This window comes from uncultured Hyphomicrobium sp., assembly GCF_902826555.1.
GTDB lineage: Bacteria > Pseudomonadota > Alphaproteobacteria > Rhizobiales > Hyphomicrobiaceae > Hyphomicrobium_C.
The window spans coordinates 69392-83147 of record NZ_CADEFI010000014.1 but is presented as its reverse complement, the minus strand read 5'-3'; the positions used below and the strand labels follow the sequence as shown (position 1 = coordinate 83147).

The 13756-nt window shown below is 63.7% G+C and carries 16 protein-coding genes; 12 read left to right on the top strand and 4 right to left on the bottom strand.

Features of this window, described 5'->3' with window-relative positions; genetic code table 11:
- Window positions 1-317: 317 nt before the first annotated feature.
- Window positions 318-2750, bottom strand: a complete 2433-nt coding sequence (locus QZV93_RS08445) for an AsmA family protein (protein WP_295557578.1) — start codon at window positions 2748-2750, stop codon at window positions 318-320.
- A 376-nt stretch (window positions 2751-3126) separates the two neighbouring features.
- Here QZV93_RS08445 and QZV93_RS08440 point away from each other — a divergent pair, with 376 nt between their 5' ends.
- The 4 genes from QZV93_RS08440 to QZV93_RS08425 all read left to right on the top strand — a co-directional run bounded on the left by QZV93_RS08440 (window position 3127) and on the right by QZV93_RS08425 (window position 5473).
- Window positions 3127-3843, top strand: a complete 717-nt coding sequence (locus tag QZV93_RS08440) for a thermonuclease family protein (protein ID WP_295557577.1) — start codon at window positions 3127-3129, stop codon at window positions 3841-3843.
- Between the two features lie 120 nt (window positions 3844-3963).
- Complete coding sequence (locus QZV93_RS08435; protein WP_295557574.1) at window positions 3964-4773, top strand: quinoprotein dehydrogenase-associated SoxYZ-like carrier; 810 nt, start codon at window positions 3964-3966, stop codon at window positions 4771-4773.
- Window positions 4774-4965: 192 nt separating this feature from the next.
- Window positions 4966-5139, top strand: a complete 174-nt coding sequence (locus QZV93_RS08430; RefSeq protein WP_295557572.1) for a DUF1328 family protein — start codon at window positions 4966-4968, stop codon at window positions 5137-5139.
- 136 nt (window positions 5140-5275) lie between these two features.
- Window positions 5276-5473, top strand: coding sequence for a CsbD family protein (locus tag QZV93_RS08425; protein WP_295557571.1), 198 nt, complete (start codon window positions 5276-5278; stop codon window positions 5471-5473).
- 112 nt (window positions 5474-5585) lie between these two features.
- On the opposite strand, the gene QZV93_RS08420 is transcribed toward QZV93_RS08425, so the two are convergent.
- Window positions 5586-5993: a hypothetical protein gene (locus QZV93_RS08420; RefSeq protein WP_295557569.1), complete on the bottom strand. Its 408-nt coding sequence runs from the start codon at window positions 5991-5993 to the stop codon at window positions 5586-5588.
- 145 nt (window positions 5994-6138) lie between these two features.
- On the opposite strand from QZV93_RS08420, the gene QZV93_RS08415 reads away from it, so the two are divergent.
- From QZV93_RS08415 to QZV93_RS08400, 4 genes are read left to right on the top strand one after another with little or no spacing between them, the layout of a single operon-like run.
- Window positions 6139-6669, top strand: a complete 531-nt coding sequence (locus QZV93_RS08415; RefSeq protein ID WP_295557567.1) for an adenine phosphoribosyltransferase — start codon at window positions 6139-6141, stop codon at window positions 6667-6669.
- Window positions 6670-6900 carry a hypothetical protein gene (locus QZV93_RS08410; RefSeq protein ID WP_295557565.1) on the top strand — a complete coding sequence of 77 codons (231 nt, stop codon included), beginning with the start codon at window positions 6670-6672 and terminating at the stop codon, window positions 6898-6900.
- Window positions 6901-6913: 13 nt separating this feature from the next.
- Complete coding sequence (gene mtnA / locus QZV93_RS08405) at window positions 6914-8014, top strand: S-methyl-5-thioribose-1-phosphate isomerase (RefSeq protein ID WP_295557563.1); 1101 nt, start codon at window positions 6914-6916, stop codon at window positions 8012-8014.
- Window positions 8011-8754 (top strand): class II aldolase/adducin family protein, encoded by a 744-nt coding sequence (locus QZV93_RS08400; RefSeq protein ID WP_295557561.1) that lies wholly within the window; start codon window positions 8011-8013, stop codon window positions 8752-8754. The genes mtnA and QZV93_RS08400 overlap by 4 nt, the downstream gene beginning before the upstream one ends.
- A 12-nt stretch (window positions 8755-8766) precedes the next feature.
- On the opposite strand, the gene QZV93_RS08395 is transcribed toward QZV93_RS08400, so the two are convergent.
- Together QZV93_RS08395 and QZV93_RS08390 are read right to left on the bottom strand one after the other, a co-directional pair.
- A complete protein-coding gene (locus QZV93_RS08395) occupies window positions 8767-9309 on the bottom strand; it encodes a hypothetical protein (protein WP_295557560.1) in 543 nt (180 codons plus the stop codon).
- 56 nt (window positions 9310-9365) lie between these two features.
- Window positions 9366-9776, bottom strand: a complete 411-nt coding sequence (locus QZV93_RS08390) for a thioredoxin family protein (protein ID WP_295557559.1) — start codon at window positions 9774-9776, stop codon at window positions 9366-9368.
- Window positions 9777-10024: 248 nt separating this feature from the next.
- On the opposite strand from QZV93_RS08390, the gene QZV93_RS08385 reads away from it, so the two are divergent.
- The 4 genes from QZV93_RS08385 (at window position 10025) to QZV93_RS08370 (ending at window position 13749) form a co-directional block, all read left to right on the top strand.
- Window positions 10025-10324, top strand: coding sequence for a hypothetical protein (locus tag QZV93_RS08385; protein WP_295557557.1), 300 nt, complete (start codon window positions 10025-10027; stop codon window positions 10322-10324).
- 168 nt (window positions 10325-10492) lie between these two features.
- Window positions 10493-10999 (top strand): dTDP-4-dehydrorhamnose 3,5-epimerase family protein, encoded by a 507-nt coding sequence (locus tag QZV93_RS08380; protein ID WP_295557555.1) that lies wholly within the window; start codon window positions 10493-10495, stop codon window positions 10997-10999.
- Window positions 11000-11016: 17 nt separating this feature from the next.
- Window positions 11017-12129 (top strand): DegT/DnrJ/EryC1/StrS family aminotransferase, encoded by a 1113-nt coding sequence (locus tag QZV93_RS08375; protein WP_295557553.1) that lies wholly within the window; start codon window positions 11017-11019, stop codon window positions 12127-12129.
- A 249-nt stretch (window positions 12130-12378) separates the two neighbouring features.
- Window positions 12379-13749 carry a flippase gene (locus QZV93_RS08370; protein ID WP_295557551.1) on the top strand — a complete coding sequence of 457 codons (1371 nt, stop codon included), beginning with the start codon at window positions 12379-12381 and terminating at the stop codon, window positions 13747-13749.
- Window positions 13750-13756 lie beyond the last annotated feature (7 nt).

The following is a 13756-nucleotide window of genomic DNA, read 5'->3' as shown; positions in this document are numbered from 1 at the left end:
GATCTTCCTTTTGGGCGGGGCTTGAACGAGTCAAGTCCATCCCCAATTGGAAGAGGGTGTCATTAAAGGCCATATGACCCTCCCCAACCAGCAGACAGATTCAACCCGAACGCTCCTTACCTTGGGGGTGTGGGGATGGAAGTCCTTGACCTTAAGGGCAGGTGGACGAACGGAGACCGCTCATATGATGCAAGTGGTGCTTCGCTGCAAGGGAAAACGTGTGGTAGCGCCGTCAAAATTTCGCGCGCAATCGTCACACCGTTTTTACGATTCATTTTGGGACAGAATGCGCGTCGCCGGCGCGCATTCACTCAAGCTCACTGGCCGTTGAGGAACTGATCGAGCAGCTTCTTGCCCTTCGACTTCCCGCTCTCGTCTTTGCTCAGCAGGTCGTTGACGATCTCGTCCGCTTTCTTGCCCTTATACTGCTTGGTGATGTCCTTGATCGCGTCCGCCGCTTTCGGGTTGTTCAAGGCGCCCGCAAAATCGGGCGTGTACTTCGGATTCTGCCAAGGTCCGTGCACGCGCACCGGAATTTCGATGCCCGAAACATCCTGGGCACCGCCCTGGCCGGCGAGGCTGGCGACCAGCTTGGGACGCAAAGTGTAGTCCACCTCGCGAGCGGGAAGCTCGACGCGGCCCGAGCCCGAGACACGCAGGAGCGGGCTCACGAGCTTCAGATCCTGGTTCTCGGCGATGCCCGACTTGACGATCCAGCTCGAGCTCATCTCGCTGAAATCGGTCTTGTCGCTGGGCGCCGCATCGAGGCCGCCGAAGTTGCCCTTGCCCAGGTTGCGCATCATCTCCGGGATGTTGACGCCAATGATCGCACCATCGACGAACGCAAGCTCAACCTTGCCGGCCAGCGTCTCCACCAACTGGCGCTGGCTGGCGCCGCGGCCCTGGAGCGCGAGCGCGAGCCGCCCCTTTCCGGCCAGGCGATCGAAATCGGCGGCATCGTTCAAAAGGGGCTGGGCCGAGATGCCGTCGAGAGTGAGGTCGGCATCGAGACCGGCTTTGGCTTCGGCAGTGCCGTCGAGCGTAACGGTGCCCTTGCCGATGCCTTGGTAGAGCCGCATCTGATCGAAGGTCGTTTTCAGGACGCGGTTCTTGAGCGCGACCGTCAGATCCGACTGGCCGAGGTGAAGGGTGCTGACGGTGAGCTTGTCGATGGAAAGCTTGGCGTCGGCATCGAGGGTCCCGAGGGCTGCAAGATCGAACGGCTCCTCGCTCCAGCCGTCGCGCTTGGTGTAGCCCTGGACGCGCGGGCCGGGCGGGGCCTGTTGCAGCAGATCCTCTATGGACTGGGCCTTGCCGCCACCGCCCGGCGCTGCTTCGGCAGACGGCACGGCGCGTTTGGCCTCTCCGTTCGAGGCATAGAGGTTGAGGTCGAGCTCCGTCAGCTTAAGGTTGGCGTTGACCAAGGGGCGTGCGCCGCGCGTATCGAGGCTGATGTCACCGCGTGCCGTCGTCTGGTCGAGCACGATCTCGGCGGTGGTGAACGTGTACTGATCGGGCACAGCGCGCAGAAGGCCCTTGGCCGTCATGGGTCCAAAGCCCGCGGAGGGCGACACATCGGTGCCGAGCCAGGCGAGAAGAGCCCGAGCCGAGGCAGATTTTGCGGACAGGATGCCCTCGGTCGTGAGCGCATCGAGTTTGGTCGATCCCTCGAAGTCGGCATCGAGCACATCGGTGCCGAGCACGACCTTGAGCTTCGCCGGACGCGTGTCGAGCACATCGGCAAGCGTGGTCAGAGTGCCGTCGAAGGACACGGTCTTGCCTTTCCAGGCGAGGCTGCCCTCGGCATCGAGCGGTTCGGCCAGGTTCGCGAGCGCGAGCTTGACGTTGATGGCGGAGAACTCGGAGGCGTGGCCGGTGCGCGCGTCGCTGTAGCTTAGAGCGCCGTTCTCGATCCGCACATCGTCGAGCTTGAGGTTCGACAGGCGGAGGTGATCTTTGTTCGCGTCGGCGGGGCCTGCATCCGAGAGCGGGGCGTTTGCCGCCGGTTCGGCCTGCGCGAGCCGCGTGCGCGTCCGGCGCTCGACCGCGGCCGCGAAATCCCATGAGCGCCGGCCGCTGCTGTCCACATCGAGGTTGAACACCGGCTCGCGGAGGACGAGCGCGCTGACGCGGACCTCGCGCTGGAACAGCGGCCAAAAGGCGACGCTCAAGTCCAGCGCCTTCATGGCGACGAGCGGTTTCGAACTCTCGAATCCCGGAGCGCCCGACAGGGAGACGTCGGCGAGGGAGACGCCGAGCGCGGGATAGATCGTGAAGGACGCCGGACCCGCGATGACGAGATCGCGCCCGGTCTTCTCCTTGACCGCAGCAATGGCGCGATCGCGCACGAAATTTGCCGGCAACGCCGTGATCGCGACGGCAACGGCGCCGGCCGCCATGGCGACAAGCCCGAGCACGCCATAGAAAACCGCCGAACCCAGTCCGGACCTCTGGCGTGGAGCACGACGCTCGGAGGGGCGCGCATATGAACCGGGTGGTGGCGCGGCGATGGGCGCATAGCCCTGACGATCGCGCGCCGGATGGCCCTGAGGAGCATATCCCTGACCCGGCTGGCCATGCGCCTGGTATCCCTGGGGCGCCTGGTAGCCTTGGGGCGGGCGGGTCTGACCGCCGTTGTCCGGGGGTGAGCGGCCCTGCGGGCCTGCTCTTTGAGGCGCGCCGCTCCGTTCCTCCGAGGGACGATAAGTCTCGAAGTTGGGGGGCCGCCCCGGCGGGGTTCTGCTCGTCATCGGATTCCTGACTTCGGGGCTGCCGCGGTGGGCCACGTGCGGGGCTTCAAATTGCACGCCCGACGCACGTCCGACCCGCTCCAGCCGTCGCTTCAGCTCGTAGCCTGTAATTATGTCAGGGCGGGGCCAAATCTGCGCCGTCGGTTCGTCATTTATCCACGCTCGGCGGGCCGGCTGGCGACGCCGAGACGTCATTCCTCCGCATTCGTCGCGATTCATCTACAACTTTTGCGCGAACCCCTCCACCGTCTACGGATAGTTGTATTTAATCCTTACAATTCAGCAATATTATGGGGTCGTACGGCGGCGAAACCGTGCATGATTGCGCCACGATGGGGTCTGCATTTCGACATGCGACTCGGTCATTTTACAACTTATGAGTGAAGTATTCCGTGTCGTCCGCCTCAAGCCGGTGGCGTTTGCGCTGGCTGCGGCAGCCCTCCTCCAGGCGCCCTACCCAGGCGCCGCCCTCACGACGGGCAACGAAGCCTCCGTCATCAGCGGCCGCGCCACAGTCGTGGATGGCGACACGCTCGAAATCGGCGGAGAGCGCGTGCGGCTCGAAGGCATCGACGCGCCGGAGGCGGATCAGACCTGCGGCGGCGGTTGGCTCGGGACCTGGAAATGCGGGCGGGCCGCGACGGCGGCGCTCAGATGGATGACGGGCGGGCGACGCGTCGATTGCGAGTCCGCAGGCCGCGACAAGTATGGGCGCGTTCTCGGATGGTGCACGGCCGACGGACGCGACATCAACGCCGAAATGGTGCGCAGCGGACATGCTTGGGCGTTCGTCAAATACTCGACGCGCTATCAGGTTCTCGAAGCGGAAGCCCGCAAGGCCAAGGCCGGCATCTGGAAGGGCGAGGCGGAGCCGCCGTGGCTTTTCCGCGAGCGCCGCTGGGCCGACGCTGAAACGGAAGCGCCGAAAGGCTGCGCGATCAAAGGCAACGTGACCGCGAACGGCCACATCTACCACGCGCCGTGGAGCCCCTGGTACGCCAAGGTCAGGGTCGAGCCGAGCAAGGGCGAGCGGTGGTTCTGCAGCGAGGCAGAGGCCGTAAAGGCTGGTTTCCGGCCGGCGATGGCGCACTAAAGAAGGCGGGTGGGCATGGGTCAGCGGATTGACTTCCTTCAGCGCCGGGAAGAAAGTCCCGCTTTATCGATTTGCTTATGACCTATTTTGAGGTCTCCGGTCTCAAGAAGGGGAAACCCCATGGCCCGCCGTCCGCTTGCTTTGGCCCTCGCAGCCTTTCTGCTCGGGTCCGTCTCTTTCACCGGCGTGCGAGCGAGCGACACCTGGCCGGGCATTCATGCCGAGGCTTTCGGCGGGCGCACGATCCAGGATGGCCGCGGGATCGTGAAGCTCACAGCGCCCTACCGCCCGGACGACGTGCGCAGCGTGCCACTGGATGCCGATATCAAGCTGCCGAACGGCCGTACGATCAGATCGGTCTCGTTCGTCGTCGACATGAACCCCTCGCCAGTGGCCGCAGTGTTCCGCCTCGGCGAAGGTCGCGGGCAAGTGCACCTCGCAACGCACATCCGTCTCGATCAGCAATCCGACGTGCGCGTCGTGGTCGAGGCCGACGATGGCGCTCTCTACATGGCCGAGCAATTGGTGAAGTTCGCGGGCGGACAGGCCTCGTGCTCGGCACCGCCCGTGGGCGACCCTGCCGAAATAGCCGCCAACATGGGGAAGATGGATTTCGCGGGCGTGGGGGAGAAGCCGAGCGCATCGCATCAAATCGCCCGCGCGCGCTACAATCTCAACCACCCGAACCATACGGGTATGGTGCTTGATCCGATTTCGCTGCTCTACATCCCGCTTCTGATGGTGGACCGGATCGAGGCGCGCCAGGGGGACGAACTGGTATTCGAGATGACGGGCTCGATCACAGTGGCGCAAAATCCCTTGGTCGAGTTCGACTACCTGACCAACGGCGCCGCGGAGATGACGGTCACGGCGCGCGATACGAGCGGCGCCACCTGGACGCGCCAATTCCCCATCGGTCCCGCGGGCTAATTTCCTTCTTTCATTTCTCCTGATGTCTGTTCAGACGCGGCGGAACCAATCCTGCCCGGCGACGTTTTTCTCCCGTCGTGGGTGCTCGCTAGTTTCTTCCCTGAAATGTGCTGCACCCAATTTCACGCTGACCGGGAAACATTGTTTTCTCGGGAACGCAACGAAACGTCCAAAAGCTCGGGAGTTGGTTCGATGGGCAATTTGCTGCACTGGGCCGTTGTTTTTCTCGTCGTCGCGCTGGTCGCGGCGTTCCTAGGCTTCGGCGGCGTTGCCGGCACGGCGATGGAAGGTGCACGGCTCCTGTTCTGGGTAGCCATCGTGTTCCTCGTCATTTCGCTCGTGCTCGGATTCATTCGCCGGGCTTAGCCAGGCGGGCCTCCCGGCCCGCCTTCCACACCAAAGCTCCAGTCTCGACAACGAAGCGATCGCCGGCCCGCACCGGCGACATCGCGGAGCCGTGGGCTGGAGCCTTCACCACGTCAGCACTCAAAAGGAGCACGCCATGAATTGGGATCGTATAGAAGGCAACTGGAAGCAGTTCTCGGGCAAAGTCAAAGAGAAGTGGGGCAAGCTCACTGACGACGACCTCACCGTCATCAATGGCCGCCGCGATCAGCTCGAGGGTAAAATCCAGGAGCGTTACGGGTACGGCCGCGACCAGGTGAAGAAGGAACTCGACGACTGGTCGAACTCACTCTGAAGAAGCGATCCGCTCTTTAAAAAAGCGAACCGGCAAAAAACAATGCCGGACATTCTGACCTTCGCGCCGGTGAACCCTCTTCGCCGGCGCGTTTTTTGTGCCGCGCAAACTCTCAACCGCCCGGGAAGGTAATCAGGATCTTCATGCGGATGAGCTCCGGGAAGGCGGCCTCGAGACCTTTGCCTGCGAAATAGAGAATGGCGCCGAGCAGGATCAGCGCAGGGATGGCAGCCACCACCGCTTTCAGGAAAAACATCATGAGGTGGAGGAACGGCACGTCGAGGCGGCGAACCGTGGCCGCGACCGGGTCTTCGCCGTAGACGGCCGGGGCGCTTTGGGCCCGCGAGAGGTAGGACGGCGGATCGCCGAGGCTCGCATTCATGTAGCCTTCGCGCTCGCGTTCGCGGCGCGCCTTGGCTTCGCGCGCCTCGCGGGCTCTGGCTTCCTTCTCTCGTCTCAATGTGCGGGGGAGATCGTCGAAATCGCTATCCGCCGTTAGCGATATATTGGCGTCCGTCATCTCAACACCTGAACTACACCTCAGAGGCCATTGTCTCGCCTCACCAAACGCTGCTTCCGCCCCGGCTTCTCGCGCATACGCGTCATACTTTGCGCAGCGCATTCTTATTGTTAAGTTGCGCCGCGATTTTGACGGGGAGGTGTCCGTGAGCACGCTTGAGGGATTGATACGTACGATTCCTGATTATCCAAAGCCGGGGATCCTCTTTCGCGACGTGACGACGCTGCTTGGAGACGCGCAGGGGCTCAAGGCCGCGATTACGCAAATGGCCGAACCCTTTCGTGCGTTGCCCGTCGATGCGGTGGCGGGCATCGAGGCGCGCGGGTTCATCCTCGGCGGCGCTATTGCCGACCGCCTCGGGTGCGGGTTCATCCCGATCCGCAAGAAGGGAAAACTGCCCTGGAAGACCATCGGACAGGAGTACACGCTCGAGTACGGCGTCGACGTCATCGAGATCCATGAGGACGCGCTCAAGACGGGGCAGCGAATTCTCATTGTCGACGATCTCGTCGCCACGGGCGGCACGGCGGAAGCCGCCGTCAAACTGATCCGCCGTTCCGGGGGTGAGATCGTGGGCGCCACCTTCATTATCGACCTGCCCGATCTCGGCGGTCTCAAGCTATTGAAAAGTCATGGCATCGACTGTCATGCCTTGGTGGCATTCGAAGGGCATTGAATGGCGCTCTCGGCTGACGAGCTGCGGCTTGGGCTCGAGGCCGTTCGACGGCGGCACAGCGACGCCGACGCGGCGCTCGATTGCCCGCGCTGCCGCGCAGCCGGGCTCTCGCTCGTCGACCAATCGGCGCGTCCCCACGCGGAGTGGTATCATCTCTCCTGCGCGGCGTGCGGCCTCGACGAGACAATCCATATCCCGCTCGGGCCTCCGGTGATCGGCGGCGCCGACTGACACGAGGCCCGCCATGAAAATCGACGGCAAGGCATTTCGTACCATCTGGCCCGGCGACGACGGGGCATCGGTCGTGATCATCGACCAGACGAAGCTGCCGCACCGCTTCGAGACCGTTACGATCGGCACGGTGGAGGCGGCGGCGCATGCCATCCTCACCATGCAAGTGCGGGGGGCGCCGCTGATCGGTGCCACCGCCGCCTACGGTCTCTGGCTCGCGCTCCGCCGCGACGCGTCGGACGAAGCGCTCGCAGCGGCCATCCAATTCCTCGCCAAGCAGCGACCGACGGCGGTCAATCTCCGCTGGGCGCTCGAGGAAATGCGCCAAGCCGTGGCTCCGCTGGCGCCCGAGGTGCGTGCAGCCGGCGCTTTCGCCAAGGCGAGCGCCATCGCCGACGACGACGTGGAGACGTGCCGGCTGATCGGCGTCAACGGCGTGCCGCTGATCCGCGCCCTCGCCGAGAGAAAAGCCGGCAAGCCGGTCAACATCCTCACGCACTGCAATGCGGGCTGGCTTGCCTGTGTCGATTGGGGCACGGCCACGTCGCCCATCTACCAGGCGCACGACGCCGGTATCCCGGTGCATGTGTGGGTGGACGAGACGCGGCCGCGCAATCAAGGCGCCGCGCTCACGGCCTTCGAGCTCGGGCGGCACGGCGTGCCGCATACCATCATCGTCGACAACGCCGGCGGTCATCTTATGCAGCACGGCGAGGTCGATCTGTGCATCGTCGGCACCGACCGTGTTGCAGCAAACGGCGATGTCGCCAACAAGATCGGCACCTACCTCAAGGCGCTCGCAGCGCACGACACCGGCGTGCCATTCTATGTAGCGTTACCATATTCCACGATTGACTGGACGGTTGCCTCGGGGAGGGACATACCGATTGAGGAGCGTAGCGCGGACGAGGTGCTCAGAATGTACGGTCAGCATACGGATGGATCCATTGCGGCGTTCTCCATCGCCGCTTCCGGATCGCCGGCCGCCAACCCTGCATTCGATGTGACGCCCGCGCGGCTGGTCACCGGATTCATCACCGAGCGGGGGGTGGCTTCGGCAGACCGGAAGGGACTTCTTTCTCTCTATCCCGAACGAGGTGAGTCTGCGGCATGAGTAAACGCGGCAAGAACAAGGTCAAGGTCGTCAAAGCCAAGGCAAGCAAAACCAAAAAGGGATCCAAGACGCGGGCGCGGAAGGCGCACGCACGCGATGAGCTCGCTCTGCGGAAGGCCGTGGCTGCCACGGCGCTTGCCATGAGCCGCAGCGGTCTCTCGCCCGGACGCTCCGGCAACGTTTCGGCCCGCTTTGGCGGTGGGATGCTGATCACGCCGACGGGACTGGCCTACGAAGACATCGGCCCCAAGGACATCGTGTTCGTCAACGCGGACGGATCGGTGCCAGGCAAGCAAAGGCAGCCTTCCTCGGAATGGCAGTTCCATCTTGCCGCCTATCGTGCGCGCCCCGACATGGGCGCGGTGGTGCACACGCATTCGATGCACGCTGTCGTGCTTGCCTGCGCGGGGCGGTCCATCCCGGCGTTCCACTACATGGTGGCCGTATCCGGCAACAGCGACATTCCGGTCATCCCATATGCGACGTTCGGCAGCGAGAAGCTGGCCAATACCGTTGCAAGCGGGCTTGCAGACCGGCGCGCATGCCTGATGGCCCATCACGGCGCGATCGCACTGGGCGAAACCCTGCCGGAAGCGCTCGAGCTCGCGCACGAGATCGAAGTCCTGGCCGAGCAGTATACCAAGGTGCTCGCCATCGGCCCGCCGGCGGTGCTGCCCGAATCCGAGATGCAGATCGTGATCGAGCAGTTCAAGCACTACGGACAAAAAGCGCTCAGCTAGACGGGCGCGCGGCTACGACTTTTCGTGGCGTGCGTCCCATCGGCGCGCGAGGAGCGGAAGGCGATCGCGATAGCGCTTCGCCTTCACCTCGCCGCGCGGGGCGCACATGGGGCAGTCGCACGGGCGCCGGTCCGCGCTCTTCACGCCGGGAAAGTACCGCCAGCCGAAGGTGCGGGGCAGCGGCGTCACGCGTACGATCTCCTGCGGCTCAATGCGTCGCGGAATGACGACCTGGCCGCCGCGCGGATCGGACATGGCGCGGATAGCGGCAACCGCTTCCGCGGCCTTCATCAACCGCGGCTCGTCGTTGTAGTGATGAGCCAGGACAGGCTCGGTGTCGGGAACGCGAAACGTGACGGCGACAAGCGTGCGTGCACCCAACCGCTTCAGCTCGCGCGCCCATTGATGGGTGAGCGTGTAACTTTCCATGACCGGAAAAGCCCATACGAGGCGATCAAATCCGTTGTACGCGGCATCGAGACGACGGGCGGCAATGCCGCTGCGGCGGATGCGCTTGGCCAGCGGTTCGGGGGCGATGTGGACGAAGAGCGGCACCTGCCCTCACCTTCGGAGATGTTCCTGCGGCAGCATAGCATCGCCGCACGGCGCGATCACTCCGGTGGCAGCATCGTTTCCAGCAGGCGGTGCATGCTCTCGCGTCCGACGTAGCCCGCAACGCGTCCGATCTCGACGCCGTCGCGAACCAGGACGACGGTCGGCACCATGGTCACGGGGCTCGCGAGCGCGAAACTCGCAGCGGCTTCATCATTGAGGTCGATAAAGCGGAGCGGCGCGGATTTGCCGACGCGCGAGGCCGTATAGGAGGGTGCCACGTCGCGGCGGAAGACGGGGCAATAGTTGCATCCCGGAGCCTCGAACGCGATCAGCTCGAGGCCGGTCGGTGCCTTGTGGCCTGCCTCCATCTCGCGAGCGGGGGCGGCGCCGAGGGCCGATATGTGGGCAACCAGAAGTCCCAATCCGAGACAGAGGGACAGGGCTGGTGTGGGATATCTCTCGCTCATGGGCCGCCTTACTCCTGCTTGAGCGGCAGGCTGCAGCTTCGATGCCAGATCACGCGCGTCGGCGGACCTGCCCGAGCGAGAGCGGTTGCACGGTAAATGAAGGAGATGAACGGGTCCGGCGGCGCAGTTTTCGCATGCGCGAACGGCGCCCTACGCCAGATTCCTTAGGGGTCATTTATGGGGAACGCGACCGCATAGTTCGATGTTACATTTTCGTCCAACTGAAATCTGCAACGTGGTTCCGCAACGTGACAGAAGAAGCTACCGACTTCACTTTCCTCATCTCCGGCTCGACCCTGCTTCTCGCGCTTTTCGCCTTCTACATCGGACGGGCGCTTTGGATCGCACGGCGCGAATGGCCGGAATGCCGGACCGATACCAAGATGCTCTATCTCCTGGTGGCGCCGCCGCTGACGCTGGCCGTGGATCTGCTAGCGTTCACCGACCGCCTGTTCTGGAACGGCAAAACGCAGCCCGTGCGGCTCAAGGCGCCGCCGCGCAATCTTGGCAATCTTCGCCCCAAAATGGTGTTTCGGTCGGATAGCTGACCCCGTCCGGACGGCCCTCCCGACCTTGGCCCCGCGGCATTAACCTGTGCGCGCGGTTGCGGCTGGTCGCCGGGCTGCGCGCCGTCTATAAGTCCGCGAGCGTGCGGTGCAGCAACGCCGGCCGGAGCCGGCCAGGGTGCTGCGTCGGGCTGGGGGGCAGACACCGACATGTCGTTTACGTGCAAAGATACCAAGCTCGACGGTGTCAAGCTGATCACACCGGCCACCGCGTTCGAGGACTTTCGCGGTGACTATGTCGAGATCTATAATCGCGACATCTATCGGAACGCGGGAATCGTCGCCGACTTCAAGCAGGACGACTACGCGACCAACCGCAAGCACGTGTTGCGCGGCATGCACGGCGACGACAAGACCGAGAAGCTCGTCAAATGCGTCTACGGGTCGCTCTACATGGTCGCGGTCCAGGCCGACGAATCTCACCCGCAGTTCATGCAATGGCAGTCGTTCAACCTGACCAGCACCAACCGGCACCAGGTCTACGTGCCGGCCAAGTACGGCATCGGCTACCTGGTGATGTCGGACGTCGGCATCTTCCACTACAAACAGACGACCTACTACGAAGAGACCAAGCAATTTACCGTCAAATGGAACGACCCGCGTGCCAAGATCTGGTGGCCGGTAGCGGATCCAATCCTGTCAGAGCGTGATTTCTAGAGAGCGCGAGTGCTGCGGTGACAAACCAAGAGCCCCCCAAGAAACGTATTACCCAAGTCGACCTGTTCCTCGACGCCGAGGAGCTGGAGAAGGTCGAGCGCTCCGTGATGGATCGATGGCTGACCGAGGGTCCCAACGCGGCCAAGCTCGCCGAGCTCATCCGCGACTACACCAAGACCAAACATGTCGTGTTTGCGCCTAACGGCACGCTCGGACTGTTCCTCGGCCTGCTCGGTCTCGATCTGCCGCGCGGCAGCGAGATCCTGATCCCGGCCTTCACGTTCTATGGCTCGGCGATGTCGGCGGTTTTCGCCGGCCTCAAACCGGTCTTCGTCGACTGCTATCCCGACACCTATAACATCGATGTCGAGGATCTCGAGCGGAAGATCACGCCCGCCACGCGCGCCATCATGCCGGTGCACATCTACGGACAGATGTGCGACATCGAGCGCGTCATGGACGTCGCCAACCGGCATGGACTCGCGGTCATCGAGGACGCGGCGCAGGCTTTCGGCGTGCATTTCAACGGCAAGCACGCAGGCACGTTCGGCAATGTCGGCGTGTTCTCGTTCTTCTCCGACAAGTCGATCACCATGGGCGAGGGCAGCGCGCTTTTCACCCAGGACGACGCGCTGTTCGAGAGGCTGAAGCTGCTCAGAAACCAGGGGCGGCCCAACTCCGGAACGTTCATTCATCCCGAGCACGGCATGAACTTCCGTATCACCGATCTGCAGGCCGGCATGGGTCTCGTGCAATTCGGCAAGCTCGATCGCATCCGCAGCCGGCGCAACGAGCTGTGGCGGCTCTATGCCAGCGAGCTCGCCGGCGTGGGCGACATCAAGCTCATGCAGGTGCATCCGAGCTCGGACGTCATTCCGTTCCGCGTGGCGTTCACCACCGCGCACAAGGCCGATCTCGAAGCTTTCATGCGCGAAGAGAACATCGAGACGCGCGGCTTCTTCTACCCGATGCACCTGCAGCCGAAGCTCAAGAGCGATCCTCCCGTGTCGCTGCCCGTCAGCGAGAAGCTGTCCGAGACCGGCCTTTGCCTGCCGGTGCATCACCATATCTCCGACGACGATGCGCGGCGGGTCGCGGCTACGATCCGTACGTTCTTCGCCAACCGGTAGTCGCGCGGGCCTATCGTCGGCTGGTCCGGCACTCATTAAGGTTGTCTCGACGTCGTCGCCTGTTGCCGTGCGCGAAGCTCTTGGCGGCGCCACACTTTTCTGGTCCTTCTGGCACGGGTCCGCATCGCAAAACTCTCGCCCGGAGTGTCCTACAGTGCATTGCTGGATCGCTGCTCCGAGCCTCCTCGCCGCGAAGACGGCCGCTGCGCACATGGGCAGCGCGGTCCGGCGCTCACGCGGAGCCGGTGAATGATCGCTCGCATCACAAAGTTCGTGCAGCCCCTGCTCGGCTCGGGGGCGTTCATGACCTTCAGCAAGAGCAGCATCATTCAGGCTACCGAGCAGCTCGTGAACATCGTTTTCGGCCTGTTCGTCACGGTTTACATGGCGCGCGTGTTCGGACCCGACAAGTTCGGCGTGTGGAGCCTCGCCACCTCGATCATCCTGGTGTCCGCGACCAGCCTCAAGTACGGCCTCGACCTCGCCATCATCCGCCACTGCTCGGACGACACCAAATCCCACGACAGCTTCCTCGCCAGCGCTATCGTCATGCGGCTCATCAATGCGGTGGGCTTCATGCTGCTGGCAGCTATCGCGGGCTACTTCACGTATCCGGAAGGCGCGGTCGGCTATGAGCTCCTGCTCATCATGCTGCCGGTGTTGCTGTTCATCCCGCTGGAAACGCTGGAAGCCTGGTTCCGCGCCACGAAGAACGCCACGGTGCCGGCGATCGCGCGCATCACGGCCATTCTTACGGGATCCGCTCTCAAGATCGCCCTCGTCGCCTTCGGCGCCAGCATGGCGCTGGTCGGCGTGGCGCATGTGGTCCAGCTCGCACTTGTGGGCGTGCTGCTGCTGGTCTTTTACCTCAAGCGCGGCCTCAAACTGAAATTCGACGCCGCGCTGCCGCGGCAAGTGCGCGAGCTCTACGTGCTTGGCGCGCCGCTTTTCATCACCACGCTGGCCAACATGGTCTACATGCGCTGCGACGTGATGATGCTCGCGGCGCTGAAAGGCGATCACGAGGTCGGCGTCTACGCGGCGGCGACGCGCATCTACGAGGCGGCTCAAATTGCGCCCGTCGTGCTGATGACCGCGGCGGCGCCGTTCCTATTCCGGAGCTATCGCAACAACCTGCATCAGTTCCTGCGGCTCTTCCAGGTGCTGCTCACCTATTTCAATGTGGTCTTCATTGCCATTTCCGTCGTCGTTTGCCTGCTCTCGCCCTTCCTGATCCATCTCCTGTTCGGCGAGGCCTACCATGAGAGCGCCCTGATCCTCGCCATCCAGATCGTGGGACTGGTGTTCGTTGCCCAGGGCGTTGCGACCGAATACTGGTGGATCGCACGCGGCCGGCTAGTGGTGTCCATGAAGCGTACGCTCGCCGGGGCCGTCGCCAATGTGTTGCTCAATCTTCTTCTGATCCCGCCGTTCGGCGCGGTCGGTGCGGCGATTGCCAGCGTGCTCACGGTATTCATCACCGGCATCGGCGTGCATCTGCTGCTCGGCCGCGGCGGGCGTCACCTCTTCCGCCTGCAGGCAAAGCAGCGATTTTCACTCGAGGGCATTCTGACGAGCGAGCCTCCGGCCGCATCGCCGCCGGACCGGCCGCTTCCGTAACTATCGC

Coding starts and splice junctions, on each gene's coding strand:
- QZV93_RS08440 (WP_295557577.1), top strand. CDS start 3,127: ATGAGTGAAGTATTCCGTGTCGTCCGCCTCAAGCCGGTGGCGTTTGCG.
- QZV93_RS08370 (WP_295557551.1), top strand. CDS start 12,379: ATGATCGCTCGCATCACAAAGTTCGTGCAGCCCCTGCTCGGCTCGGGG.
- QZV93_RS08430 (WP_295557572.1), top strand. CDS start 4,966: ATGGGCAATTTGCTGCACTGGGCCGTTGTTTTTCTCGTCGTCGCGCTG.
- QZV93_RS08410 (WP_295557565.1), top strand. CDS start 6,670: ATGGCGCTCTCGGCTGACGAGCTGCGGCTTGGGCTCGAGGCCGTTCGA.
- mtnA (WP_295557563.1), top strand. CDS start 6,914: ATGAAAATCGACGGCAAGGCATTTCGTACCATCTGGCCCGGCGACGAC.
- QZV93_RS08390 (WP_295557559.1), bottom strand. CDS start 9,776: ATGAGCGAGAGATATCCCACACCAGCCCTGTCCCTCTGTCTCGGATTG.
- QZV93_RS08435 (WP_295557574.1), top strand. CDS start 3,964: ATGGCCCGCCGTCCGCTTGCTTTGGCCCTCGCAGCCTTTCTGCTCGGG.
- QZV93_RS08400 (WP_295557561.1), top strand. CDS start 8,011: ATGAGTAAACGCGGCAAGAACAAGGTCAAGGTCGTCAAAGCCAAGGCA.
- QZV93_RS08425 (WP_295557571.1), top strand. CDS start 5,276: ATGAATTGGGATCGTATAGAAGGCAACTGGAAGCAGTTCTCGGGCAAA.
- QZV93_RS08445 (WP_295557578.1), bottom strand. CDS start 2,750: ATGACGAGCAGAACCCCGCCGGGGCGGCCCCCCAACTTCGAGACTTAT.
- QZV93_RS08420 (WP_295557569.1), bottom strand. CDS start 5,993: ATGACGGACGCCAATATATCGCTAACGGCGGATAGCGATTTCGACGAT.
- QZV93_RS08380 (WP_295557555.1), top strand. CDS start 10,493: ATGTCGTTTACGTGCAAAGATACCAAGCTCGACGGTGTCAAGCTGATC.